Genomic DNA, 22,834 nt, shown 5'->3' with positions numbered 1-22,834 from the left:
GATTATCGTCGCGCGCGGCGCTGTGGACGAGGCGCCACCACGCCATCGGTGAGACGGCGAGCGGAGATAAGAAACGCGGTGTGCGCATTCATGCGGTGCTCCGGGCGGGTCGCCAGACCCTCCACCTTCCACTCGCGTACGAGGGATTCCCACGCCTTGGGCTCGGTAAAGGCCTTCGTCTCGCGAATGCCCTCCATCACCTTCATCAGCTGCGGAACCGTGGCCACGTAGGTGAGGAACACACCGCCGGGAAGCAGTACGTCCTTGACAGTGTCCAGCATCTCCCACGGAGAGAGCATGTCTAGTAGCACGCGGTCAACCATGCCGATCTCCTCCTTGCTGGCCTCGTTGAGGTCACCCAAGCGGAGATCCCAGTTGTCCGGGTGTCCGCCCATGTAATCAGCGACGTTATCCTGCGCGTACTCCAGGTGGTCTTCGCGGATTTCGTAGCTGATCAGCTTGCCCTGCTCCCCCACAGCGCGCAGCAGCCACATGCTCATGGCGCCGGAGCCAGCGCCGGCCTCCAGCACGGTCGCGCCGGGGAAAATATCGCCTTCGACCAGGATCTGCGCCGCATCCTTGGGATAGATCACCGCAGCACCACGTGGCATGGACAGAACGTGATCCACCAAAAGGTGACGGAAGATCAGGTACTCACCAGCGCCAGAGGACTTCACCACGATGCCCTCATCCTTGCCGATGATGTCATCGTGCTTAATCTCGCCCTTGTGCGTGAAGAAGCTCTTCCCGGACTCCAGCGTGATGGTGAAATGCCTGCGCTTCGCGTCCGTCAGTTGTACGCGGTCGCCAGCTGTGAAAGGTCCCGAATAAGCCATGCGTGAATACTAGCCGTTGTGCTTCGACTTCCCCACCGTAGGGCTTCTACACTGTAGACCTCGGACTATAAGAAAGGCTTCCGTGACCTCCTCTCCCGCACCCCTGAAACTGGCTCTGTCTCCCTCGCGCGCTGGTGATTACAAGCAGTGCCCTCTGCTGTATCGCTTCCGGGCGATCGACAAGCTGCCGGAGCCCAAGACCATCGCCCAGGTCAAGGGCACATTGGTGCATGCCGTGTTGGAGAACCTCCACAAGCTTGAGCGCACCGAACGGACGTATCCGCGCGCCGTGAAGATGCTCAAGCCAGAGTGGGAAAAGATGGTCGCCGAGGATGCGGAGCTGGGCGAGTTGGTGCCAGAGGAATCCACTATGGACTTCCTGGTGGAGTCCCGCGAGCTGGTCAAGAGCTATTTCACCATGGAAAACCCCGAGGGCTTCGACGCCCACAAATGCGAGATGTACGTGGATACCGTCCTGCCCAACGGCGTGCCCGTGCGTGGTTTCATCGACCGCGTGGATGTGGCACCCACCGGCGAGGTGCGCGTGGTGGATTACAAGACCGGCAAGAAGCCCATCCCCCGATTCTCCGAGCAGGCACGCTTCCAAATGCTGTTTTATGCGCTGGTGTGGTGGCGGATGTTTGATCACATCCCCGCGCAGTTGCGTTTGATGTACCTCAAAGTTGCCGACGACATGGTTCTGGCGCCCGGACCTAGTGAACTCAACTACTTTGAGCGGGATTTGGGTGAACTGTGGAGCAAAATCCTCCGCGACGTGCGCAGCGGGGATTTCCAGCCGCGCACCTCCAAGCTCTGCGATTGGTGCCAGCACCAGTCCATTTGCCCCGCCTTTGGCGGAACGCCCCCGGAGTATCCCCGGGAGCGCGTGGCTGGAATCTAGTGGGCAGGGCGCGAGCCGCTACTTGTGCAGCTCGCCCTGGAACGTCGGGTGCAGCAGGTTTTCTGCGGAGAGCACCTTGTCCACGGTCTCCTCATCCAGCAGCCCCTTTTCCAAGACCAAATCACGCACGGACTTACCGGTCTTCGCGGCTTCCTTGCCGATGAGGTCACCGTTGTGGTGGCCGATCAGCGGGTTCAAGTACGTGATGATGCCGATGGAGTTGTTCACATAGCCCTTGGTCACGTCCTCGTTGGCGGTGACGCCGACCACGCACAGCGTGCGCAACGTGCTACAGGCGCGAGCCAGGAATCGCACGGACTCAAAGACGCACTGAGCGATCACGGGTTCCATCACATTGAGCTGCAGCTGACCGGCTTCTGCGGCCATGGCAACGGTGACGTCGTTTCCAAAAACCTTGAAACAGATCTGGTTGACCACTTCAGGAATCACCGGGTTGACCTTGGCGGGCATGATCGAAGAACCGGCCTGACGAGGAGGCAAGTTGATCTCATTGAGGCCAGCGCGCGGGCCGGAGGACAGCAGGCGCAGATCGTTGCTGATCTTGGACAGCTTCATCGCAACGCGCTTAACCGCCGCGTGCGCTGTCACATAGGCACCACAGTCGCTGGTGGCTTCGATCAAGTCGCGGGCGGGCAGGATCTCCAATCCGGACACCTGGCTGAGCGCGCGGATGACAGCCTCCTGGTATCCGGGAGGGGTGTTCAAACCCGTGCCGATTGCCGTGCCTCCGATGTTAATCTCTCGCAGGGCATCCTGGGCGCGCTCCAGCTGGAGACGCTCCTCGGCGATGTTGTGGGCAAAGGCTGTGAACTCCTGTCCCAGGGACATCGGCACAGCGTCCTGCAGCTGCGTACGGCCCATCTTCAGGATATTCTTGAACTCCTTGCCCTTGGCCTCAAAGGCGCGCTCTAGGGCATCCAAGTGTTTGATCAGCTGATCCAGCGCGAAGTGCAGACCCAGACGGAATCCCGTGGGATAGGCATCATTGGTGGACTGGGACATGTTCACGTCATCGTTGGGGTTGATCACGTCATAGTGACCCTTGGGGTACCCCAACTTTTCCAACGCCAGGTTGGCGATGACCTCGTTGGCGTTCATGTTGGTCGAGGTCCCCGCACCACCCTGGAACACATCGATCGGGAACTGATCCATGGCCCGGTGATTGTTCAGCATTTCATCGCAGGCCCAGATGATGGCATCTGCCTTGTCCTGCTCCAAGGCACCGATCTCTGCATTGGCCAGAGCTGCGGCCTTCTTCACCATCACCAAGCCACGAATGAACTCCGGGATCTGGTTAATGCTGGTACGCGAGATTTGGAAGTTGTCCACTGCGCGCAGAGTGTGCACGCCGTAATAAGCATCTTGTGGAACTTCCATTACGCCCAGCAGGTCCTCTTCCTTACGGAAGCTGGACGCCTCGCGGGCGCGGAGGGAGTGAGTCTCGGCGTTAGTGATGATGTCCGTCGAGGTAACGACGTGACCAGTAGCTGCGGATTCTGACTGAGGGGACGGCTGGGGGGCGTTAACCATGGGTGATGGAACTTCCTTTAAGCATCGCGAAGGGTGTACGAGCATGACATGACGTCAACCCACCCTAACCAAAACCGCGAGAGGCAGCCGAGGATTTCAATTACGCTCCCCGAAGCGGGCCCAACTGCCTCGCTCAGTTAGATGCGAGCGATACGAATATCGCTGGCCAAGATGGCTTCCGCGCCCAGTGCAGACAAGCTATCCATCAGTGAGTTCGCATCCTTGCGTGGCACCATCGCGCGCACAGCCACCCAGCCCTCATTGGCCAAAGGAGACACAGTAGGCGCGGACAAACCAGGGGTCTGTGCGGCGCAGGCATCGAAGTTGTCCCGAGAGACGTTGTAATCCAGCATCACGTAGTTGCGGGCGTGCAGAATGCCCTCGATGCGCTTGATCAGAACCAACTGCTCCTGCGTGACCTCATGATCAACGCGGCCCACGATGACCGCCTCGGAAGAGATCAACGGCTCGCCAAAAGGTTCCAGCCCCTGCTGGCGCAGCGTGCGACCGGTGGAGACCACGTCTGCGATGGCGTCGGCTACTCCCAAACGAATCGAGATCTCCACCGCACCATCCAAACGAATCACCTCCGCATCGATGCCGCGCTGCTGCAAATCCCGACGCACCAGGTTGGGGTAACTGGTGGCAATCCGCTTGCCTTCAAGCGCCGCAATGGACCACTGCTGATCGTTCGGAGCGGCGTAGCGGAACGTGGAATCACCGAATCCCAGCTCTAGCAGCTCCTGGACCTGTTCCCGGGTATCCGCCGCGAGGTCGCGTCCCGTGATGCCCATATCCAGGTGACCAGAGGCCACGTAGATGGCGATGTCCTTGGGGCGCAGGAAATAAAACTCCACACCATTCGCTGAATCTCGCACCGTCAGTGACTTGGAGTCACCACGGGTGGCATAACCAGCTTCCTTAAGGATCTCGGTGGCGGTTTCAGACAGTGAACCCTTATTGGGTACGGCTACTCGGAGCATGGAAGTTGATCCTTTTCCTACAGGCGCTTGTAGATATCGTCCGGGGTGAGGCCACGGCCCACCATGACCACCTGCAGCCAATAAATCAGCTGGGAGATTTCTCCGGCCAGTTCGTCATCAGATTCGTACTCTGCGGCTAGCCAGACTTCGCCAGCTTCTTCGACGATCTTCTTACCTTGGTAATGCACACCGGCATCAAGGGCCTCGACGGTTCCAGAACCAGCAGGGCGCTGCTCGGCCTTCTGCTTCAGCTCGGCAAACAGGGAATCGAAATTCTTGGGCTCACTCACGTGGTTCATTATCTCACGTCAGCCCTCGTTCAGTGGACTCCGCCCCAGCTCTTTATAGAACTGCTGCATGTCCGCCAGGCTCATATGGTTCAAGTTGATGGTGTGCGGGCGAAGCGTGGATAGCGCGGTCACCTCCTCTGGAACCACCGTGCCGGATTCCACGGGGATGCCCAACACGCGGCAGCCAGCGGTGATGGCAGCTGTCATCCCCGCCGCGGAATCCTCCACCACCAGGCACTCATCGGGTTGCAGGCTCAGGCGGCGGGCGGCCTCTTCGTAGATATCGGGGGCGGGTTTACCCTCTGGAACCTCATCGCCACACAAGGTGAACTGAAACGCATCCTCGCCGATGGTGCGGTACATAGAACGCAGGGCGATATCGGTGAGGTGGCGAGTGGTGTTGGTGACCAAGGCCATGGGGATGTTGTTCTGCTTGGCCTCGGCGATGATATCCACCACGCCAGGACGGAAATCGAGATCGCCACTCAGGTAGTTCTCCATGGTGCGGATCATCCACCGCTTCCACGCGGCAATCATGTCCTCATTGACGGGGATTCCAGCGAAGTTCGCGCAGATGCGGATGGTGCCCGCCATCGTCCCGCCGATGGTGAGTGCGCGAACCTCTGGGGTGAGCTCACGTCCCATCGCCTCTGCCATCCCATATGTGGCGCGTCCCCACAGATGCTCGGTATTGACGAGAGTGCCATCCATATCCCACAGAATTGCTTTCATGATGTGGCTAACCCTAAGGCACCGAAACCATCCTCGCAGTGAAGCCCTCACCCGTACAGTGTGGGAAAGGAGGAAAGTATGACGCAGAACACATCTCGCCACAATGACAACGCGCAAGATTCGCCGGAAAGCTACTTCACGCTGGATCACGTGGAGACCGTAACCGAGGGGGACAACTCCACGAAGGAATACCGCTTCACGGCCACGGAGTTGACGGCGAGCCCATGGGGCCAGGGTTTCCAGCACGGCTCTCCCCCAGCCGCACTCATTGCCTACTTGCTGGAGGTGGGTGCCCACGATGCGGGGTTGAGTACGCACGACGGGCGTTATGCCCGCATGTCCGTCGACCTCCTCGGTGCGGTTCCTCTGAGAACCTTGTTCGGACGCATTACTGTGATTCGCCCCGGCAGGCGCATTAGCTTGCTGGAGGCCGTTGTCAGCGATGCTCAAGGTAGGCAATGCATTCGTGGCCGGGGCTGGTGGTTGACTGACAGAGACACTACTGAGGTGGAGCGATCCGTGGCGCGGCGTATCCCCGGACCCGAACAGGGCACTCCCGCCACACAATGGCTCCAGCACTGGAGCAGCGGATACATCGATTCGATCGACGCAATCCAAGTGGAGCTCCCAGACAACAGTTCACAAAAGCACGATGATTTCGCGCCGGGCAATGCCTATGCCTATTGGGCACGCAGCTCCTACCCCACTGTTGCTGGTAGTCCTGAGACCCCGTGGACGCAGCTGATGAAAGTGGTGGACATCGCCAACGGACTCAATCCCGAGCTGTTGAGCGTAAAGGAGTGGACCTACATGAACGTGGACATGTCTGTCTACCTACACCGCATGCCGGTGGGCGAATGGACGGGCATCCTCGCCGAGGCCAACTATGGGCCAGACGGCATCGGCACCACCGTCGCGCGGATCTACGACACCTCTGGACCCATCGGCTCGGTGAATCAAGCGATCATGCTGGCACCGGTTTTTTAAGGCGCCAGCCGCCTCCACCTAGACGTTGAAGTACTTCGCCTCTGGGTGGTAGAGCACGAACGCGTCCGTGGATTGCTCCGGGTGCAGCTGCAGCTCCTCGGATAGCTCCACACCAATGCGCTCTGGCTCCAGCAACTTCACCAGCTTGATGCGGTCTTCCATATCCGGGCAGGAACCATAGCCGAAGCTGAAACGCGCGCCACGGTACTTTAAGTCGAAGAATTCCTCCGTGTTGTCAGAATCCTCAGCGCTGACCTTCTGGCCCTTTGCGTCGCCCTCATCAAGAACCAATTCCGCACGCACACGCGCGTGCCAGTACTCCGCCAGCGCTTCCGTCAGCTGCACGCCCACGCCGTGCACCTCGAGGTACTCACGATAAGCATCCTTGGCAAACAGCTCGTTGGCATACTCGGCAATGGGATTGCCCATGGTGACCAGCTGGAACGGCAGCACGTCTACCTGTCCCTTTTTCACAGCTAGTTCGCGGGAACGAATGAAGTCCGCGATGTTCAGGAACCGGCCACGCTGCTGGCGCGGGAAGGTGAAACTCATCACCGGCTCAGCGGATGGATCCGGCTGCTCGCCAGGCTGTGGGGTGGGCAGAACGTGCACCGTGTCGCCCTCGGAGACAGCCGGGAAGTAGCCGTAAACCACTGCCGCGTGATCCAGCACGCCGCGTGCCTTCAGCGTATCCAGTAGCGCGCGCAGACGTGGGCGGCCTTCGGTTTCCACGAGCTCCTCGTACGTTGGTCCCTCGGCCCCGCGGGTGCCTTGCAAGCCCCACTGGCCGCGGAACAGTGCGCGCTCGTCGAGGGTCGGCAGGTAGTCCTGCAAGCTGATGCCCTTGACGATGCGCGAGCCCCAGAACGGCGGGGTGGCCACAGGCACGTCAGCAGCTACGTCCGAACGCTCGGGAACGTCCACCGGCTCTGCCTCGGACTTGCGCTTTTCCGCGATGGCCTTGGAACGCTCGCGGCGGGCACGGCGCTTCTCCCGCTTCTCTACGGCAGCTGCGGATTCCTCGGTGTGTTCGCCGCGGAGGCTGGCCATCACCACATCCAAGGTGGACAGTGCCTCGAAGGCGTCCTTGGAGTAGTACACATCGCCCTCATAGACCTCACTGAGGTCATCTTCCACATACGGCCTGGTCAGCGCCGCGCCGCCCAGCATCACCGGGATGTGGGACTTGCCCAAGCGGTTCATCTCCTGGAGGTTTTCCTTCATGACCACCGTGGATTTCACTAGAAGCCCGGACATGCCAATGACGTCCGCGTTATGCTCGTCGGCTGCGTCCAAAATGTTGCTGATCGGTTGCTTGATGCCGATGTTGACCACTTCGTAGCCGTTGTTAGACAGGATGATGTCCACGAGGTTTTTGCCGATATCGTGCACGTCGCCCTTGACCGTGGCGATGACCATCTTGCCCTTGGAGTTCGACGAACCGTCCGCCTGCGCTTCCATGTGTGGTTCCAGGTGAGCCACGGCAGCCTTCATCGTCTCTGCGGATTGCAGCACGAACGGCAGCTGCATTTGTCCGGAGCCGAACAGGTCGCCCACGGTCTTCATGCCGGCCAGCAGGTCCTGGTTGATGATGGCAACCGGGTCCTTTTCCTTCATCGCCTCGTCGAGGTCATCTGTCAGTCCGTTGCGGTCGCCGTCGATGATTCGTTGTGCCAGGCGTTCGAGCAACGGCATCGCCGCCAGCTTTTCTGCGCGCTCGTCCTTTGCCGACGCCGCGCTCACACCTTCGAACAGCTGCATGAAAGTCTGCAGCGGATCATAGCCTTCACGTCGACGGTCGTAGACCATGTCCAGTGCGACCTCACGCTGCTCATCATCGATCCGGTTCATCGGCACGATCTTCGAGCTGTGTGCGATGGCAGTGTCCAGCCCGGCCTCTACGCACTCGTTGAGGAACACGGAGTTCAGCACCTGACGAGCTGCCGGGTTCAGGCCGAAGGAGATGTTGGACAGCCCCAGCGTGGTGTGGATCTTCGGGTGGCGCCTCTTCAGCTCGCGGATGGCGTTGATGGTCTCGATGCCATCTCGGCGAGTCTCCTCCTGACCAGTAGAGATGGGGAAAGTGAGGCAGTCGACGATAATGTCTTCCTCGAGCACTCCCCAGCTGCCGGTGATGTCCTCGATGAGGCGCTCGGCGATCTCCACTTTCTTGTCCGCGGTGCGGGCCTGACCTTCTTCATCGATGGTCAGAGCCACCACGGCTGCGCCGTGTTCTTTCACCAGGCGCATGATGCGTTGGTAGCGGGAATCCGGGCCGTCACCATCTTCAAAGTTCACGGAGTTCACGGCACTGCGTCCGCCGAGGTGCTCCAGGCCGGTGCGAATCACGTCTGGCTCAGTGGAGTCGATCATCACCGGCAGCGTGGAGTTGGTGGCCATGAGTGCTGCGAGTTGAGCCATGTCCTCCACGCCGTCGCGGCCCACGTAGTCGATACACAGATCCACCAGGTGCGCGCCATCGCGTACCTGGTCCTTGGCGATCTCCAGACACTTTTCCAGGTCTCCAGCGAGCATCGCCTCGCGGAAGGCCTTAGAACCGTTGGCGTTCGTGCGCTCACCGATCATGGTGATGCCGGTTTCTTGGGTCAGCGGCATGGATTGGTACAGCGAGGCCACGTCATTGTTGTGCTGTGGATGGCGCTCGGCCTGGACGGCAGGTTCGAAATCATTGCCACCTAGTACGGCATCGCGAACTGCGGAAATGTGCTCTGGCGTGGTGCCACAGCAGCCGCCTACCATGGACAGTCCGTGCTCCTGCACAAAGCCGCGCAGCGCGATGCCCAGCTCTGGTGCCTGCAACGGGTATTCCGCGCCGTTGGCGCCCAGCACTGGCAGGCCAGCGTTTGGCATCACGGAAACAGGCAGCGTGGTGTTCTGCGAGAGGTAGCGCAGGTGCTCGTTCATCTCGTCTGGGCCGGTGGCACAGTTCATGCCGATCATGTCGATGCCCAGCGGCTCCAGCGCGGTCAGTGCCGCGCCGATCTCCGAGCCCATCAGCATGGTGCCCGTGGTTTCCACGGTGACGTGAACGATGATGGGAATTGCTGTGCCTAGCTGCTCAAAGGCCATCTTCGCGCCCAGCACGGCAGCCTTAACCTGCAGCAAGTCCTGACACGTCTCGATCAGCAACGCATCGGCACCGGCCTTGACCATGCCCAAGGCACATTCCACGTAGGCATCGCGCAGATCTTGGTAAGGCGCGTGCCCCAAGGACGGAAGCTTGGTACCTGGTCCGATCGAACCCACCACAAAGCGTGGCGTGCCATCTTCGGATGGTCCCATCTCGTCGGCGACCTCGCGGGCGATCTTGGTTCCCTTGTAGGCCAGCTCTTCGATGCGATCAGCGATGTCGTAATCCGCCAAGTTGGGCAGGTTACAACCAAACGTATTGGTCTCTACGAGGTCTGCCCCGGCTTCGAAGTAGCGACGATGAATGTCGCGCAGAACATCCGGGCGGGTGTCATTGAGGATCTCATTGCAACCCTCGAGGCCCAGAAAGTCCTCGTCGAGGTCCAGCTCGACATCCTGCAGCTGGGTGCCCATGGCGCCATCGCCGATGAGAACGCGACGGCGCATGGCCGCGAGGAATGGGTGATTAGCGGAAACCTGGGGCAAAGCGTGAGTAGTCATTAACTAGACAGCTTAGTACAGAGCTACTCGGGTCCGAGCCACTAGTTGCCGTAACTGTCCACGAGCTGATCGACGTGCGCCACCACAGCATCCTCATCAGCGCCGACCTTGCGGGACAGAGCGCGGATCAGCTCATTGAGATCAGAAACCTCTTCATCCTCCAGCATTGCGCCATCGTGCTTTTCAGACAGCGCAAGCAACGGATTGACGTGGCGATTAACCACGGAAATCATCGCGAGCGTTTCCACCGAGGTGATCGTGCCGGCATCCTCATCGCCAGCTTCTCCCCCGGTTTCAGCGGCCTGCTGGAAATCGTGAGGCGCCACGACAGACGCATTGTTGGCGTCGGAAATAAGATCATCCAAGATGAGGCGTGCCTCGCTGACTACGGACTCGGGGTACGGAGCTTCCCAAAATTCCTTGTCCTCCTCACGGAGGTAGCTTCCGGTGGCCATGGAGTGCAGATTGTCAAGGAAGTTATCGCGGGCTTGCGTGATCTCGTTGCTCATGGCCCCCATCCTAACGCGAGAGTCGAACGCCCAGCAGGGCGAACAAGGCATCTTCGATCGTCGACGCCACAGCCGTGGACTTCCCGGTGTTCACGCTATGTGCCCACGAATCCATCACCCGCAGCGCCTCTGGGGTGTCCAGATCCTGGGACAACGCAGTGCGTAGATCGAAGATCAGCTGCTCGGTGGTATCCGGCACGGCTGCGCCGGCTTCCGCAGACGCCTGCGGAGAACCACTGAGCGATTCCCATGCGGAACGCCACAGCTCCAAGCGCTGCTCCGCCTCGGCGAGGATCTGCTCAGACCAGTCGCGGTCATCGCGGTAGTGAGAAGCGAACAGGCCCACGCGGATTGCCGAAGGATCGTGACCCTGCTCCACCAACTTGTGAACAAAGACCAAGTTGCCCAGCGACTTGCTCATCTTGGTGCCATCCAGACCGATCATGCCGGAGTGCACATAATGATGAGCCATCCGTGGACAACCACTGGCGGCCTCCGCGTGCGCTGCAGAGAACTCATGGTGCGGGAAACGTAGGTCAGATCCGCCGCCCTGGATTGCAAAAGGCGTGCCCAGACGGTTTAAGGCGATGGCCGAACACTCGATATGCCAACCAGGGCGACCTGCGCCGAACGGTGCTTCCCACTCAGGTTCACCGTCCCGGTGCGCCCGCCACAGCAGCGCGTCGAGAGGATGGCGCTTGCCGGGGCGCTCGGGGTCTCCGCCACGCTCGGCGAATAGCTCGTCCATCGTCTCCTTGTCATACCGAGACTCGTAGCCAAACTGTGAAGTGAAGGTGTAATCCGCGTACACATCCGCGTATTCATCATCCTCCAGCTGATAAGCAGCGCCTACCTCCAGAAGACGAGTGACCAAGTCAACGACCTCATCGATGGACTCCATCGCGCCAATGTAATGCCGTGGCGGAACCACCGAGAGCTGTTCCATATCAGAGCGGAACAGATCCACCTGGCTAGTGCCCAGCTCACGCCAATCCACACCATCGCGCTCCGCCCGCTCGAACAGGGGATCATCCACATCGGTGATGTTCTGTACGTAGTGCACCCCGATTCCCCCGCTCATGAGATAGCGGTTGATCAGGTCAAACGTCAGATACGTGGCTGCATGGCCGAGGTGAGTGGAATCATAAGGCGTGATTCCACAAACATAAATCCCTACGTCCGCAGAAGGATCTGCGGGACGTTCAACGGGCTTAATGGAATCATCCGCCGTGTCGTACAGAGCGAGAGCGGGAACTTCGCCCTCGAGAACCGGGATGGAAGGGTTCGGCCATGAATGCATGATCCCTACTGTAACTATCTACCGGACTAGGCAAGTAGGTGAGGTATCCATCAAGCGGGTCAGGCCTGCAAGACACCCGCTGCCAGAAGCGCCATCACCAGCAAGCCCACGGGGATGCGCCAGGCCGCGAACCACGCGAACGAGTGGTGCGCCACAAAGCGGAGCAACCAGGCGATGGAGGCATAGCCCACCGCGAAGGCGATCGCAGTACCCACGAAAAGCTGCAGGCCGGAGGCAGCCTGGCCGGCTTCGGGGCTGAAGGCGTCGGGCAAAGAAAACAGACCGGAAGCCAACACGGCGGGGATCGCCAACAAGAAGGAAAAGCGAGTGGCGACCTCGCGGTCCAGCCCCAAGAACAAACCGGCAGAGACCGTGCCGCCAGAGCGGGACACACCAGGAATGAGCGCCAGACACTGCGCCAGACCCATCCACAGTGCATCGCGCATGGTCAGCTGGTCGAAACTACGCTCGCGGCGCCCCATGCGCTCCGCGATGATGAACACGAAAGAAAACAGCACCAGCATGGCTGCGGTGATCCACAGGTTGCGGAGATTCTCGCGGATGAAGTCCTTGCCCAAAAAGCCCAGTAGGCCCACCGGGATGGTTCCGAAAATAACCATCCACCCCATGCGGTAATCGAAGTTGCGCTTGGACTTATCTGCTAGACCTGCGAACCATGCCAGCAGAATCCGCCAGATGTCCTTAGCGAAGTAGACCAACACGGCGGCCTCAGTACCCAACTGCACCACCGCGGTGAATGACGCGCCGGCATCTTCGCCCCAGAAGAGCGTGGAAATGATGCGCAAATGGCCAGAGGAAGAAACGGGAAGAAACTCGGTCAAACCCTGAACCAGTGAGAGAACGATGACCTGTAGCCACGACATGTCTGTTGCCATGAAAAGTGACCATACACCCCACCACAGTGGATACTTTGATTCAAAACCGGGACTGGTAGCGTTGAATCTGTGAAAACGCTCGTGAATACCATTGCCACTCGGTCACCAAAAAACCCTCGCACGAGGAAATATGCAGTGGGCGCAGTACTGATTGCCAGCGGACTGATTTTGGCAGGATGTACACAGCAAATGCTGGGAAATTCCGAGGATGGCGCAGAAGAACAATCGGACCGTCCGCTCGCGGGTGACCCATCCCGGCCGGATGCCTCCCCCGCTGCCAAGGACAACCTGCCAGGAACTCAAAGCAGCACTCCCGGCGGCATCCTCGATGTGGCCTCCGTGGAGCTGAGTGGAGAGGAAAATTCCGTTGCTGTGCTGCGGGAGGGCTCGCTGCTGATCGGCACGGCCGAAGATGTTTCGGCCAACGGTGGCACCAAGGCGGACGTGGATCCGAGCTGCCACAACGTGAGCACCTCTGCAGATGGCGTGGCTGTGGCCTGTCAGGACAAGCTGCTGAACTATGGTCCAGATGGCAAGAAGCTGCGCGAAGTGGCCCTGGAGGGTCTGGTCAGCTCCGGCACGTTCGCTGCGTCCGGCACGGCCGTGGCGGGAGTGAAGGGCAGCGAGAAGGTCAACTTCTACAATGCGGACGGCTCCAAGACCGGTGATGCCGTGGTCACCTCCAACACGGATGAGACCCTGCTGATCAACCCCGGAGAGGGGCAGGATCAGCGCGCTGCCGTGATCGACCGCAGTCAGACCACCATCAGTGATGTCTCCCTCGCAGATGAAGCCAACAACGCTGCGCTGCGCATCGGCCAAGGTGTGGGCGAAGCAGCTCAGGGCAACGGGGATGACGGCGTGATCGTCGCCTCCGACCACCGGCAGCAGCAGGTACAGATCTTCACGATGCGCGACGTGGTTCGCCTGCACCAAGAGGCGCCCGTGGGTCCTTCCCCATGGGCGGTTCGTTGGGATGCGGATCGGCAGATCGCGTGGGTGTCCACCACTGGCGATAACAAGCTCACCGGTTTCCGTATTGATTCCGGCACCCCAGTTCCCGTGGCGCAGTTCGATACGATCGCCGATGTTCGTAACGTCATCGACGGAGCTGACGGGCAACTGCTGTTGATCAGCGAAGATGGCCAGTGGCAGAGCTTGACTTCCGAGGACGTGGACAAGGGGCTGCAGCAGGGCGTGGACGCGAAGGAGACCTTCGGCTCGGAAATCCTGGGCGGGCAGAACTAGCGCCCAGGCGCTCAACGCCCACTAAACAACTCGACAAAGCAGCACAGACTCAACACGAAAGAGCACGGCTATGAACGCTATTGATTCCTTCCGCAGCGCGGCCTACAACGTGGCGCTCAAGCAGATGTTCCGCATTCCCCCCGAGCGAATCCACGGCCTGATGTCCCGCGGGTTGGAGTGTGTCAGCAGCTCCGAAGCCGCGCAGGCCGTACTGCGCAAGCTATTCGTGGTGGACGAGCCCTCGCTGGCACAAGACATCGCCGGAATCCACTTCCCTCGCCCGCTGGGCCTAGCGGCTGGCTTCGATAAGGACGCCAAGGAGCTCAATGCCTGGGGTCCACTTGGGTTCGGCTATGCCGAGGTGGGCACTTTGACCTCCATTAACCAACCGGGTAACCCCACCCCGCGGCTGTTCCGCCTGCCTGCAGACCGCGCGATCCTCAACCGCATGGGCTTTAACAACGAGGGCATCACTGCCGCCACACAGCGCTTGCGCATCCGCACCACCCCGGAGCCCATAGGCGTGAACCTCGGCAAGTGGAAGCGCACGGATGCCGCGGTGGCACACAACGATTACCGCAACTCCGCGCAGACAGTCGGTGATGCCGCGGATTACCTGGTCATCAACGTTTCTTCCCCCAACACCCCGGGCTTGCGCGACCTCCAAGCAGTGGAGACTCTGCGCCCCATCGTCGAGTCCGTTCAGGCGGTCAACGATCGACCACTGTTCGTGAAGATTGCCCCCGATCTTTCCGACGCAGACATCCTCGCCGTCACCGATCTAGCCATCGAGCTGGGGATTACCGGCCTGATCGCGACCAACACCACTATCTCTCGGGACGGGTTGGCTACCGATTCCACGTACGTGGCTGCCCTGGGCGCGGGCGGAGTATCCGGCGCCCCGGTTGCCGCTCGTTCGCTGGAGGTGCTGCGGCTGATCGCTGAGCGCGCTGGGAACAAGCTGGTTTTGGTCAGCGTGGGAGGAATTGAAACCTCTGAGCAAGCGTGGGAGCGCATCACTGCTGGTGCGAGCCTCATTCAGGGCTACACGCCATTCATTTACGGTGGCCCGGACTGGGTGCGGGACATTCACCGAGGCATCGCAGGACAGCTGAAAGCCCACGGCCTCGCATCAATCAGCGAAGCCGTGGGCAGCAAGCTCGAGTGGAAGCGGAACTAGCTTTCCTAACTAGTTCCCATGTGGGCTAGTTCTCGGCCCAACCCCAGATGATGCCACGCGCAGTGGCTTTGAAGTTCAAGTTGAATCCGAGCACCGTGGCGGTGGAACGGTCGTCGATATCCAAGTTCTCGCTAACTGCGTGGACCGCGTACAGGTAACGGTGAGGCCCGTGTCCCTCTGGAGGCATCGCACCGTAGTAACCGCGGGAGCCGGAATCGCCGCGGAGCGCCGTGGCACCGTCAGGCAGGCCCGCAAGTTCCTTATCGCCTGCGCCGACCTTGAGTGAAGTCACGTCCGCAGGGATGTTGAACACTGCCCAGTGCCAGAAACCGGAAGCCGTAGGCGCATCTGGATCAAACACGGTGACGGCATAAGACTCGGTGCCCTCAGGGCCTGGCTCCCACGTCAACTCGGGAGAAACATCGTTGCCTCCCAGCTGATCCTCGGGCAGCTTATCGCCATCGGAAAAGGACTCGCTGGTCACCTTCAGCGGAGGTAGATCCGGCAGCGGCGCATAAGGGTCCGGTCCGGGAAAACGGTCATCAACGTACGTCGGTTGGTGATTGCTATTGCTCATGAGACCAACCTAGCGAAAAGCAGGATGGCCTGCACAGACATTTATGATGTTATAGCAGGTCGCTACCTGCGTGTTTGGAATTGCAGGACGCGAGCGCTAGAGTAATTTCTCGTGCATACGGTGCGGCATATGCTGCGCTGGATGTGCACCCTGTCCGGGTGGCGGAATGGCAGACGCGCTAGCTTGAGGTGCTAGTGTCCTATTAACGGACGTGGGGGTTCAAGTCCCCCTCCGGACACAAAATGTCACAGGCACACAGCCTTTCTTCCCGCGTGAAGCAGCGCTCCATCGCAGTATGGATTCGCCTCAACGCACTGAGCACCACGTCCAAGATCTTGGGCGCGGTGCTTTTCGCTGCGTTTGTCGCTTTTTTCCTGCTGGTACCCGTCCCCACCACTGGCCAGATCCGTGACTGGGTGCAATCCAGTGGACACTGGGCGCCCGCCACCTACCTGCTGCTCATGATCAGTTTCACCCAGCTTCCCATCCCCCGCACAGTGTGGACGATTGCCGCCGGAGTGCTTTTCGGGGCAGTTCAAGGAAGCGTCCTAGCACTCACCGGGCTGGCGATCTCGGCCTTGATTTCATTGACCTTGGTGCGCATCTTCGGAAGGCCGTGGGTGGAGAAAAAGAGCGAAGGCGATCCGCGTCTGGCTCTGCTGGGAAAGATCGTTGCTGAGCGAGGCTGGGTGGCAGTGCTGGGCATGCGGATGGTTCCCGCCATTCCGTATTCCCTGCTCAACTATGCGTGTGGCCTATCCACCATCCCAGTTCTCCCCTATCTTCTGGTGACCGTGGGCGGATCAGCACCGAATACCATTGCCACGGTCATGGCCACCGATGCCCTAGCCACAGGAAGTAATCCCTGGATTCTGCTGGTCTCCGTGGTCGTGGTGCTCAGCGGATTTGCTTTGTCCGCACGCGAATTCGCGCAATGGCGCAGCATGCTGAAAAAGACTGGACGCGCTCAAGACAACGGCACCGATGGGTCTGAATCAAAGCCATCCGGCGGAGAGGTAAGGTAAAACTTCATGTTTGCAATTCGCGCGTCCTACCGTGGCCGCTCACGCCGGCGGGGATCCTATGTGCGAGATGTCGCAGAAGCGCTAGGGAACTCCCCCGCCGTGCTCTCGGAAGAAGTTTTCGGCATTGAGGACTTCGTGTGCGTGGTGCCCGGACCAGAAGAGGCCGGCGGCGTGGTGATGAGCCTGCTCCAAGCAGGAGATTTCGCCATTGGAATTGGGGCGATCGCGGATCAGTCAGCGGTGGCGTCGGAAAAAGAAACAGGGCACACAAGACACGTCGCAAGCGCTCAAGAACTTGATCACGAGGATCTAGACGCAGATGTCTACAGCGCCGAAATACAAAAAGAATGCATGGGAGCCGCCAACCGTGCGCTGGGCGAAAAACAGCGCGCCAACATGGTCAGCGTGCGCATCGAAAAGCCCGGCCCCGGCGGCGTGATGGCACCAGGCAAGGCAGCGGAAATCGGCGAGGATATCGCCGCGGCATTCACCTTGCTGGCGCACGTGCTCTCCCGCCGCACCAAAGAAGGACGGGAGGCCACAGCCATGCTGCGTGCCGGTCACCTACAGTCCGAGGCGGCCGAGCTGGTGGGAATCACCAAGCAGGCTATGAGTCAGCGTTTGGCTGCTGCGGGTTGGCAGGCTGAGCAGGCTGGTTGGAACCTGGCTGTCCATATGCTCGCCCGTATTGATGAGCTGCCTGCTGAGTAATCTCCGGGGTGTGCTGCTCTAGGCCTGCGGGGGTGGCATCGGCTTGGGGCTCTTCAGCGCGAGTCGAGCTCGAGCGCTTTGCACCGGAGCGATTCATTCCAGAGCGATTCATGCCGGGATCTTCATCGTCAACAGGCTTCTGCGCCTGTGCGTTGGCCTCTGCAACTGCCCGAGCAATCTCCGGAGCGGACTGCGTGTTGAACCAATCCGAGGCATCTGTTTCCGTGGCCATCTGCTTGGTTTCCTCGTCCACGTCTGCCGGCTGGTAGCGGAACACACCGTCCGCATCCTGATTGCCCAGCGCCTTAGCGAAGCCCTCCAGGGAATCGCCAAACTGCATTGGGATGAGCCACGTCTTGTTGGACGAACCCTTGGCCATCTCCGGCAACTTCTCAAGGTACTGGTAGGCCAGCACATCTGGGGTGATCTGCGCGGCCTTGATGGCGGCGTTGATCTTCTGGATGGCCTTGGCATCACCCTGAGCCTCCAGGTACTTTGCCGCGCGCTCACCTTCGGCGCGCAGGATGGTGGCCTGACGCTCGGCCTCTGCGGCCAGAATCTGCGCGTGCTTGTCACCTTCCGCGGAAAGGATGCGAGCCTGCTTGGCACCTTCGGCAGTCTTGATATCTGATTCGCGGCGACCCTCCGCGGTCAAAATGGTGGCGCGCTTCTCGCGCTCTGCCTTCATCTGCAGCTCCATGGACTGCTGGATGGATGGTGGCGGATCGATGGCCTTCAGCTCCACGCGGGAAATGCGCAAGCCCCACTTGGTGGTGGCAGAATCCAATTCGCCTCGCAGGCGGCGATTAATCACGTCGCGGGAGGTCAGGCACTCCTCCAGCGTCATGCCACCCACCACGTCACGCAGCGTGGCCACAGAAATCTGCTCCACACCCACGATGTAGTTGTTCACGCCATAGATGGCACGGGCGGGATCATTGATTTGGAACGTCACCACAATATCGATGGCCACAGTCAGGTTGTCCTGCGTGATCACGGCCTGCGGTGGGAAGCTCACCACCTGTTCACGCGAATCAATGCGCTCGCGCACTTTATCGATGAACGGAACTAGCAGAGTGAGCTGTCCGGATACGGTGCGCTGCCAGCGCCCCAGTCGCTCGATGACTGCGGCTTCACCCTGCGGGATCAGGGCAACGGATTTGATGACCAGAATCACCACCAAAACCGCGAGAATTCCTAAGACTATAGCGGGCATTTGTGAGCTAGATTCCCTTCCACACCACTGCGGTGGCGCCTTCGATTTTCAACACTTGCACGGCATCTCCAGGAATGAATTTCTCTCCTGGGTATGCTGCCCGGGCGCTCCACAGCTCTCCGTCGATCTTGACCATTCCCCCGTCTGCGGAGCCGTTAGAAACTGGCTCGATGACCATGGCCGAGCGCCCCTCCAACTCCTTGGCGGAGAAGTCACTATCGCTGACGGACTTAGCCAGGGTTTTGCGGAGGATGGGGCGCAGCAGCGCCAGGCTGAGCATGGAGGAGACAGCGAACACCGCGACCTCCGCCCAGAGAGGGATGTCAGCAACAGTCACGCCTGCGGTGATAAGAGCGGCCAGCGCAAGCATGAGCAGGCTGAAGTCCATGATCGCGAATTCTGCGATCGCCAGACCTATGGCAATGGCTAACCAAATGAGAGCACCCATGGCTCCCACTCTATGGAAAAATCGGACGCTAGTCTTCCGGGGGCACGGTCACGAAGTCAATGAGGCGTTCCACCGCGCCAATCAAGGTGGAATCGATATCGCGGAATGAGTTCACGGAACGGTAGACGCGGCGCCATCCGTCTTGAGGCGTGCCCCATCCCAATCGCTGACACGTGCCTGTCTTCCAGTCTTCGCCGCGAGGCACGTGCGGCCAATGATCTATCTTGACGCTGGATGGCTTTACGGCTTCCCAAATATCGATGTACGGGTGGCCGGTAACCATCACGTGGGGCCCGAGGTTGGCGGTCATCCTTGCCTCTTTGGTTCCCTCCACGAGGTGGTCTGCCAGTACGCCGACTCGACGCTCCGCGGTGGGCTGGAATTCCCGGAGCTTGTCCTCCAGGTTGTCCAGCCCTTCCAGGTATTCCACCACCACGCCTTCCACGCGCAGATCGTGTCCCCACACCTTTTCCACGATGGCGGCATCATGCACGCCTTCTACCCAGATCCGGGACGGAGCTGCGACCTTTGCGGTGACTCCTTCGACGCGTCGCGATCCGGAGTTGGAGCGTTCTGGCTTGGCAGGCAGGATCCTGGGATCTATGTAGCGAGTCAAGGTAATACGCTTGCCTTCAAGCAAGAATCCTCCGGGCTTGAGCTTGAATAGTCGATCTTTGCCGTGGCGATCTTCTAACCGGATGAAGTCTCCGTCCGCCGTGCGCTCGCCGCCCACGATCGCTCCCGCGAAGTCATCAGCGAAGACTTCCACCACCATGTCTAGCTCCGGGCGCACCTTCAGAAAGGTTTGCGGTTGGTTGCGCTGATGGCCCTTGAGAATGTCGTTGCCATAGCGGGATCGGTAATCAAATTGTCCGGCACTCATAGGCAACTACCTTAAGGCACGCGTGCCGCGGTTCGGTGTACCTATGTCACGTGCATCCATGCGAGGCGCTAACTTGGGGCAAATGAGCTTTCCGGAACCTTCTTTGGTGCGTGATCAGCTGTGGTCGCCCGCGCAGAATTCAGCGCTGTGGCTGGGGTGGTGGGTCCACCAGGTCATCAGTACGGACCTGTTGGTGGACGCGTTTCGGGCCGTGCAGGGTCCTCTTCATCTTCTCGACGCAAACTCCGCAATCCACGCAGGTGTGGCATCGACCGAAGAGTTGAACCGTTGCGCGGGCACCCTCGGCGATCTCTTTCGTTTGGTTCGCCGCGTCACGGACGATGTGCCGACGAGCGTGGACTCGCGTCCGCTCGTGGGCCTGGTTCTGGCTGGTGCGGGAGACGCGCCGGCACTACCGGCGGGTTCGGCGGCGGCGCAGGCGGTACAGGCAGTGGGTGCGGGAATTGTGCTGGCGGATACTGATCCGCTGACTACGCACGTACTCGTTCCAGAGCTGCAGCACAGTGCGGAACACGAGCAGCCTGCGGTGATGTGGCGCTGGTTTACGGCCGCTGGACCGGTGGTGTATCCGCAGTTGTTCTCCCCTGGCGAGGCTGATCAGCAGCTGCGGGAGGCGATGGAGACTGCGGGGAGGTTGATTGAGCAATCAGGCCATATCCGCGTGCAGGGATCAGACGTGCGGGCCGAGGTGGGAACATTGGCGGATTCTTTTGGCCTGCCGGGCCTACCACCGGGAATCTCGCTCCGTGCGGCGCGCTTATTGGCTCGAGCTGACTACGTTTCGGCGATAGTCGAAAAGGCCCGCGCCAGTGACGCGGGCCTTGCCCTAGACCCGCTGTTGTTGCCAATGCTGCGCTCTATTCGCGCGGCCAGGATGACGGCTGTGGACTACGCGCTGCGGGAGTTGCTGCGTTAGCCGTCTGGCTATTCGAGGTGCTTACTCGATGAGGCGTACTGCCATTGGAGTCATGCCGCCGTAGCGCACAGGGCTAACGCGCACGGAAGATCCGGACTGTGGAGCTTCCAACATGGTGCCATCGCCCAAGTAGATGGACACGTGCTGGCTGCCGCCGGCTCCCCAGAAGAGTAGGTCGCCGCGCTTCATTTCGGAGGTCGGAACTTGGCGTCCGGCGTTGTACTGGCTGCCGGAGTAGTGATCCAGCTGAATGCCCACTGCAGCGAACGCATACAGTGTCAGGCCGGAGCAGTCGAAGCCGATCTTTGCGTAGTCGCCGTAGGTGTCCGCCACGCCGCCGTCGCGGATGCCCAAGGTTGGTCCGTACTGATTGCCGCCGCCCCAGGCATAGGTCACGCCAAGCTGCGACATGCCCCGTTCGATGACTCGTTCGATCTGCTCGGAAGCAGTGCCGGAGGTGTCTACGTCCGAATCTGCGGTTCCCGGAACACTCGGCAGAGATGGAATGGACGGGGTGGTGGGGGTATCTACGTCCTCACCAAGATCGCCCAGGTCTCCCGCGTCAATTGGGGAGGTGGGGTCCACCTCTGGCGTGGTGGGAGTGTCTTGTTGAGGATTGAGAGTCGCCTGAGCTTGGTCGTACTGCTCGCCTGCGGACTGACGGCCAGCTGAGATGGCAGCATTAACTGCATTGGTTTGATCGCCGTCTTGCGCGTAAGAATTGAATCCGGCCATTGCTGCGGCGCCACCGGCGGCCACGAGGCCGTTGATGGCTAGCTGTCGCTGCTGGTCGCCAGCGCTGGACTGGTTAAAGTCTGCGGTGTTGCCGGTGATTTCCGGTAGAGCGCTAGCATCGCCGGCATAGTCAGTGGTCGGTGCAGAAGGGCCTGCAGCAGCTGGCGCCTCGGTGTCCTTGGCTTCTTCGGCGTCAGGCGCAGAAGCATCTGGTGCGGTGCTTGCTGTAGGAGTGGAATCAGTGCCCTGTGGCGCATCGGACGCGGACTCGGCATCATTCTTCTGCTCGCCCTCGGCTGTGACTCCGTTAGTCAAGCCTTCCGCCTTGTTCGCAGCGGCTTCTGCAACGCGACGCTTTTCGAACGAGCTGGCCTGTGGATCCTTGTTGGATAGCGTATCCACCGCTGAGCGGGCGGCATCCAAACGCTTTTGAGCCAGGTCGCGATCCTTGACCAGGCGGTTGTACTCCGCAGTCTTGTCGCGCAACTGGACCTGTGCGTTGCTGAGAGCTTCGCGGGCCTGATTGTGCAGGCGGATGGCCTCGCTCACGGCGGAGTTAGCGGCATCGCGCCCGTCGCGAAGAGCGGCTTCTTCGTTGGCGGTCTGCGTACGCGCCAGATCCAGCTGATTGACCGTGTTCTGCTGACGCTCGGTCGCCAAGCGGATGTACGTGGAGCGATCCAAGGTGTCGGCCACGGCATCGCTGCCAGCCGCCAAAGTAACCGGGGAAGCATCTCCGCCGGAGTTGTAGGCGGAGCGAGCGATCTCGTCGAGGTCCTTTTGGGCATCCTCTACTGCCTCGTCGGATTGATCGAGGCGCCCGCGGGCATCCACCACATTGTTCTGCGCCTCTTGTGCGTCTTGGCGAGCGTGGTCAAGATCCACGCGAGCCTTGTTGGCACCTTCGCGCAGGCCGCCCATCTCGAGCTCGAAATCGTTAACTGCGTTCTTAGAGGTCGTTACTTCATTCACCAAGTTGGCGAGGAATGCCTCTGCGGTCACTGCCTCTTCTGCTTGAGAAGGCTGGATGGCCAATGGGAATGACAGTCCTGCGGTAACAGCGCAAGCCAACACAGCGCGTGACGATCGAGCGATCGGCAGCGCCTGAAGGCGACGGCTTGGTGAACTGTAAAGCACGGTGTTTCTCCTGGGTTGGTCGAATTGCAACGACGTGGCGCATTCGGTCCTGCTGTCCTCACTTCCCCATGAGGTCAGTACAGGTCCCGGGCTTATGCGGT

General features: G+C 60.3%; 21 protein-coding genes and 1 tRNA gene. 8 read left to right on the top strand and 14 right to left on the bottom strand.

Annotated elements, in window-relative coordinates; all coding sequences use genetic code 11:
• Positions 1-2: 2 nt before the first annotated feature.
• Positions 3-836 (bottom strand): tRNA (adenine-N1)-methyltransferase, encoded by an 834-nt coding sequence (locus CS919_RS06985; protein WP_099298761.1) that lies wholly within the window; start codon positions 834-836, stop codon positions 3-5.
• A gap of 82 nt (positions 837-918) precedes the next feature.
• Between CS919_RS06985 and CS919_RS06980 the strand changes: the two genes are divergently transcribed.
• The gene (locus CS919_RS06980) at positions 919-1,737 is read left to right on the top strand and encodes a RecB family exonuclease (RefSeq protein WP_099298760.1); all 819 of its coding nucleotides are present in this window, start codon (positions 919-921) and stop codon (positions 1,735-1,737) included.
• An 18-nt stretch (positions 1,738-1,755) separates the two neighbouring features.
• Here CS919_RS06980 and aspA read toward each other — a convergent pair whose 3' ends face one another.
• From aspA to CS919_RS06960, 4 genes are all read right to left on the bottom strand, one after another.
• Positions 1,756-3,288 carry an aspartate ammonia-lyase gene (gene aspA, locus CS919_RS06975; RefSeq protein ID WP_099298759.1) on the bottom strand — a complete coding sequence of 511 codons (1,533 nt, stop codon included), beginning with the start codon at positions 3,286-3,288 and terminating at the stop codon, positions 1,756-1,758.
• Between the two features lie 137 nt (positions 3,289-3,425).
• Positions 3,426-4,271, bottom strand: a complete 846-nt coding sequence (hisG, locus tag CS919_RS06970; protein WP_099298758.1) for an ATP phosphoribosyltransferase — start codon at positions 4,269-4,271, stop codon at positions 3,426-3,428.
• 17 nt (positions 4,272-4,288) lie between these two features.
• On the bottom strand, positions 4,289-4,570 hold the full coding sequence (locus CS919_RS06965) for a phosphoribosyl-ATP diphosphatase (protein WP_099298757.1): 282 nt from the start codon (positions 4,568-4,570) through the stop codon (positions 4,289-4,291).
• A 9-nt stretch (positions 4,571-4,579) separates the two neighbouring features.
• Positions 4,580-5,293, bottom strand: coding sequence for an HAD family hydrolase (locus CS919_RS06960; protein WP_099298756.1), 714 nt, complete (start codon positions 5,291-5,293; stop codon positions 4,580-4,582).
• A 78-nt stretch (positions 5,294-5,371) separates the two neighbouring features.
• Here CS919_RS06960 and CS919_RS06955 point away from each other — a divergent pair, with 78 nt between their 5' ends.
• A complete protein-coding gene (locus CS919_RS06955) occupies positions 5,372-6,280 on the top strand; it encodes a thioesterase family protein (protein ID WP_099298755.1) in 909 nt (302 codons plus the stop codon).
• An 18-nt stretch (positions 6,281-6,298) separates the two neighbouring features.
• Here the strand turns inward: CS919_RS06955 and metH are convergent, their stop codons facing one another.
• From metH to CS919_RS06935, 4 genes are read right to left on the bottom strand one after another with little or no spacing between them, the layout of a single operon-like run.
• A complete protein-coding gene (gene metH, locus CS919_RS06950) occupies positions 6,299-9,931 on the bottom strand; it encodes a methionine synthase (protein WP_099298754.1) in 3,633 nt (1,210 codons plus the stop codon).
• Positions 9,932-9,972: 41 nt separating this feature from the next.
• Complete coding sequence (locus CS919_RS06945) at positions 9,973-10,440, bottom strand: hypothetical protein (protein WP_099298753.1); 468 nt, start codon at positions 10,438-10,440, stop codon at positions 9,973-9,975.
• A 10-nt stretch (positions 10,441-10,450) separates the two neighbouring features.
• Positions 10,451-11,740 (bottom strand): cysteine--1-D-myo-inosityl 2-amino-2-deoxy-alpha-D-glucopyranoside ligase, encoded by a 1,290-nt coding sequence (gene mshC / locus CS919_RS06940; RefSeq protein ID WP_099298752.1) that lies wholly within the window; start codon positions 11,738-11,740, stop codon positions 10,451-10,453.
• A 59-nt stretch (positions 11,741-11,799) separates the two neighbouring features.
• On the bottom strand, positions 11,800-12,636 hold the full coding sequence (locus CS919_RS06935) for an undecaprenyl-diphosphate phosphatase (protein ID WP_099298751.1): 837 nt from the start codon (positions 12,634-12,636) through the stop codon (positions 11,800-11,802).
• A gap of 135 nt (positions 12,637-12,771) precedes the next feature.
• On the opposite strand from CS919_RS06935, the gene CS919_RS06930 reads away from it, so the two are divergent.
• Together CS919_RS06930 and CS919_RS06925 are read left to right on the top strand one after the other, a co-directional pair.
• Positions 12,772-13,884, top strand: coding sequence for a YncE family protein (locus tag CS919_RS06930; protein ID WP_099298750.1), 1,113 nt, complete (start codon positions 12,772-12,774; stop codon positions 13,882-13,884).
• A gap of 70 nt (positions 13,885-13,954) precedes the next feature.
• Positions 13,955-15,064 (top strand): quinone-dependent dihydroorotate dehydrogenase, encoded by a 1,110-nt coding sequence (locus CS919_RS06925; RefSeq protein WP_099298749.1) that lies wholly within the window; start codon positions 13,955-13,957, stop codon positions 15,062-15,064.
• 25 nt (positions 15,065-15,089) lie between these two features.
• Here CS919_RS06925 and CS919_RS06920 read toward each other — a convergent pair whose 3' ends face one another.
• The gene (locus CS919_RS06920) at positions 15,090-15,641 is read right to left on the bottom strand and encodes a YbhB/YbcL family Raf kinase inhibitor-like protein (RefSeq protein ID WP_099298748.1); all 552 of its coding nucleotides are present in this window, start codon (positions 15,639-15,641) and stop codon (positions 15,090-15,092) included.
• A gap of 152 nt (positions 15,642-15,793) precedes the next feature.
• On the opposite strand from CS919_RS06920, the gene CS919_RS06915 reads away from it, so the two are divergent.
• From CS919_RS06915 to CS919_RS06905, 3 genes are all read left to right on the top strand, one after another.
• A tRNA-Leu gene (locus CS919_RS06915) sits at positions 15,794-15,879 on the top strand.
• 4 nt (positions 15,880-15,883) lie between these two features.
• Positions 15,884-16,666 carry a TVP38/TMEM64 family protein gene (locus CS919_RS06910; protein WP_099298747.1) on the top strand — a complete coding sequence of 261 codons (783 nt, stop codon included), beginning with the start codon at positions 15,884-15,886 and terminating at the stop codon, positions 16,664-16,666.
• A 6-nt stretch (positions 16,667-16,672) separates the two neighbouring features.
• Positions 16,673-17,377: a DNA-binding protein gene (locus tag CS919_RS06905; protein WP_099298746.1), complete on the top strand. Its 705-nt coding sequence runs from the start codon at positions 16,673-16,675 to the stop codon at positions 17,375-17,377.
• Here CS919_RS06905 and CS919_RS06900 read toward each other — a convergent pair.
• From CS919_RS06900 to CS919_RS06890, 3 genes are read right to left on the bottom strand one after another with little or no spacing between them, the layout of a single operon-like run.
• Positions 17,274-18,593: an SPFH domain-containing protein gene (locus tag CS919_RS06900; RefSeq protein ID WP_099298745.1), complete on the bottom strand. Its 1,320-nt coding sequence runs from the start codon at positions 18,591-18,593 to the stop codon at positions 17,274-17,276. The genes CS919_RS06905 and CS919_RS06900 overlap by 104 nt on opposite strands.
• 7 nt (positions 18,594-18,600) lie before the next feature.
• On the bottom strand, positions 18,601-19,041 hold the full coding sequence (locus CS919_RS06895) for an NfeD family protein (RefSeq protein ID WP_099298744.1): 441 nt from the start codon (positions 19,039-19,041) through the stop codon (positions 18,601-18,603).
• Between the two features lie 28 nt (positions 19,042-19,069).
• The gene (locus CS919_RS06890; protein ID WP_099298743.1) at positions 19,070-19,924 is read right to left on the bottom strand and encodes a DUF3097 domain-containing protein; all 855 of its coding nucleotides are present in this window, start codon (positions 19,922-19,924) and stop codon (positions 19,070-19,072) included.
• Between the two features lie 82 nt (positions 19,925-20,006).
• Here CS919_RS06890 and CS919_RS06885 point away from each other — a divergent pair, with 82 nt between their 5' ends.
• Positions 20,007-20,861: an Rv1486c family protein gene (locus CS919_RS06885; RefSeq protein ID WP_099298742.1), complete on the top strand. Its 855-nt coding sequence runs from the start codon at positions 20,007-20,009 to the stop codon at positions 20,859-20,861.
• A gap of 21 nt (positions 20,862-20,882) precedes the next feature.
• Here the strand turns inward: CS919_RS06885 and CS919_RS06880 are convergent, their stop codons facing one another.
• The gene (locus CS919_RS06880) at positions 20,883-22,733 is read right to left on the bottom strand and encodes a DIP1281 family NlpC/P60 protein (RefSeq protein ID WP_370551567.1); all 1,851 of its coding nucleotides are present in this window, start codon (positions 22,731-22,733) and stop codon (positions 20,883-20,885) included.
• Positions 22,734-22,834 lie beyond the last annotated feature (101 nt).

Source organism: Corynebacterium dentalis, assembly GCF_900232865.1.
Lineage (GTDB): Bacteria > Actinomycetota > Actinomycetes > Mycobacteriales > Mycobacteriaceae > Corynebacterium > Corynebacterium dentalis.
Note: the sequence above shows the minus strand (reverse complement) of the source record. Positions and strands in the feature narration are given on the sequence as shown.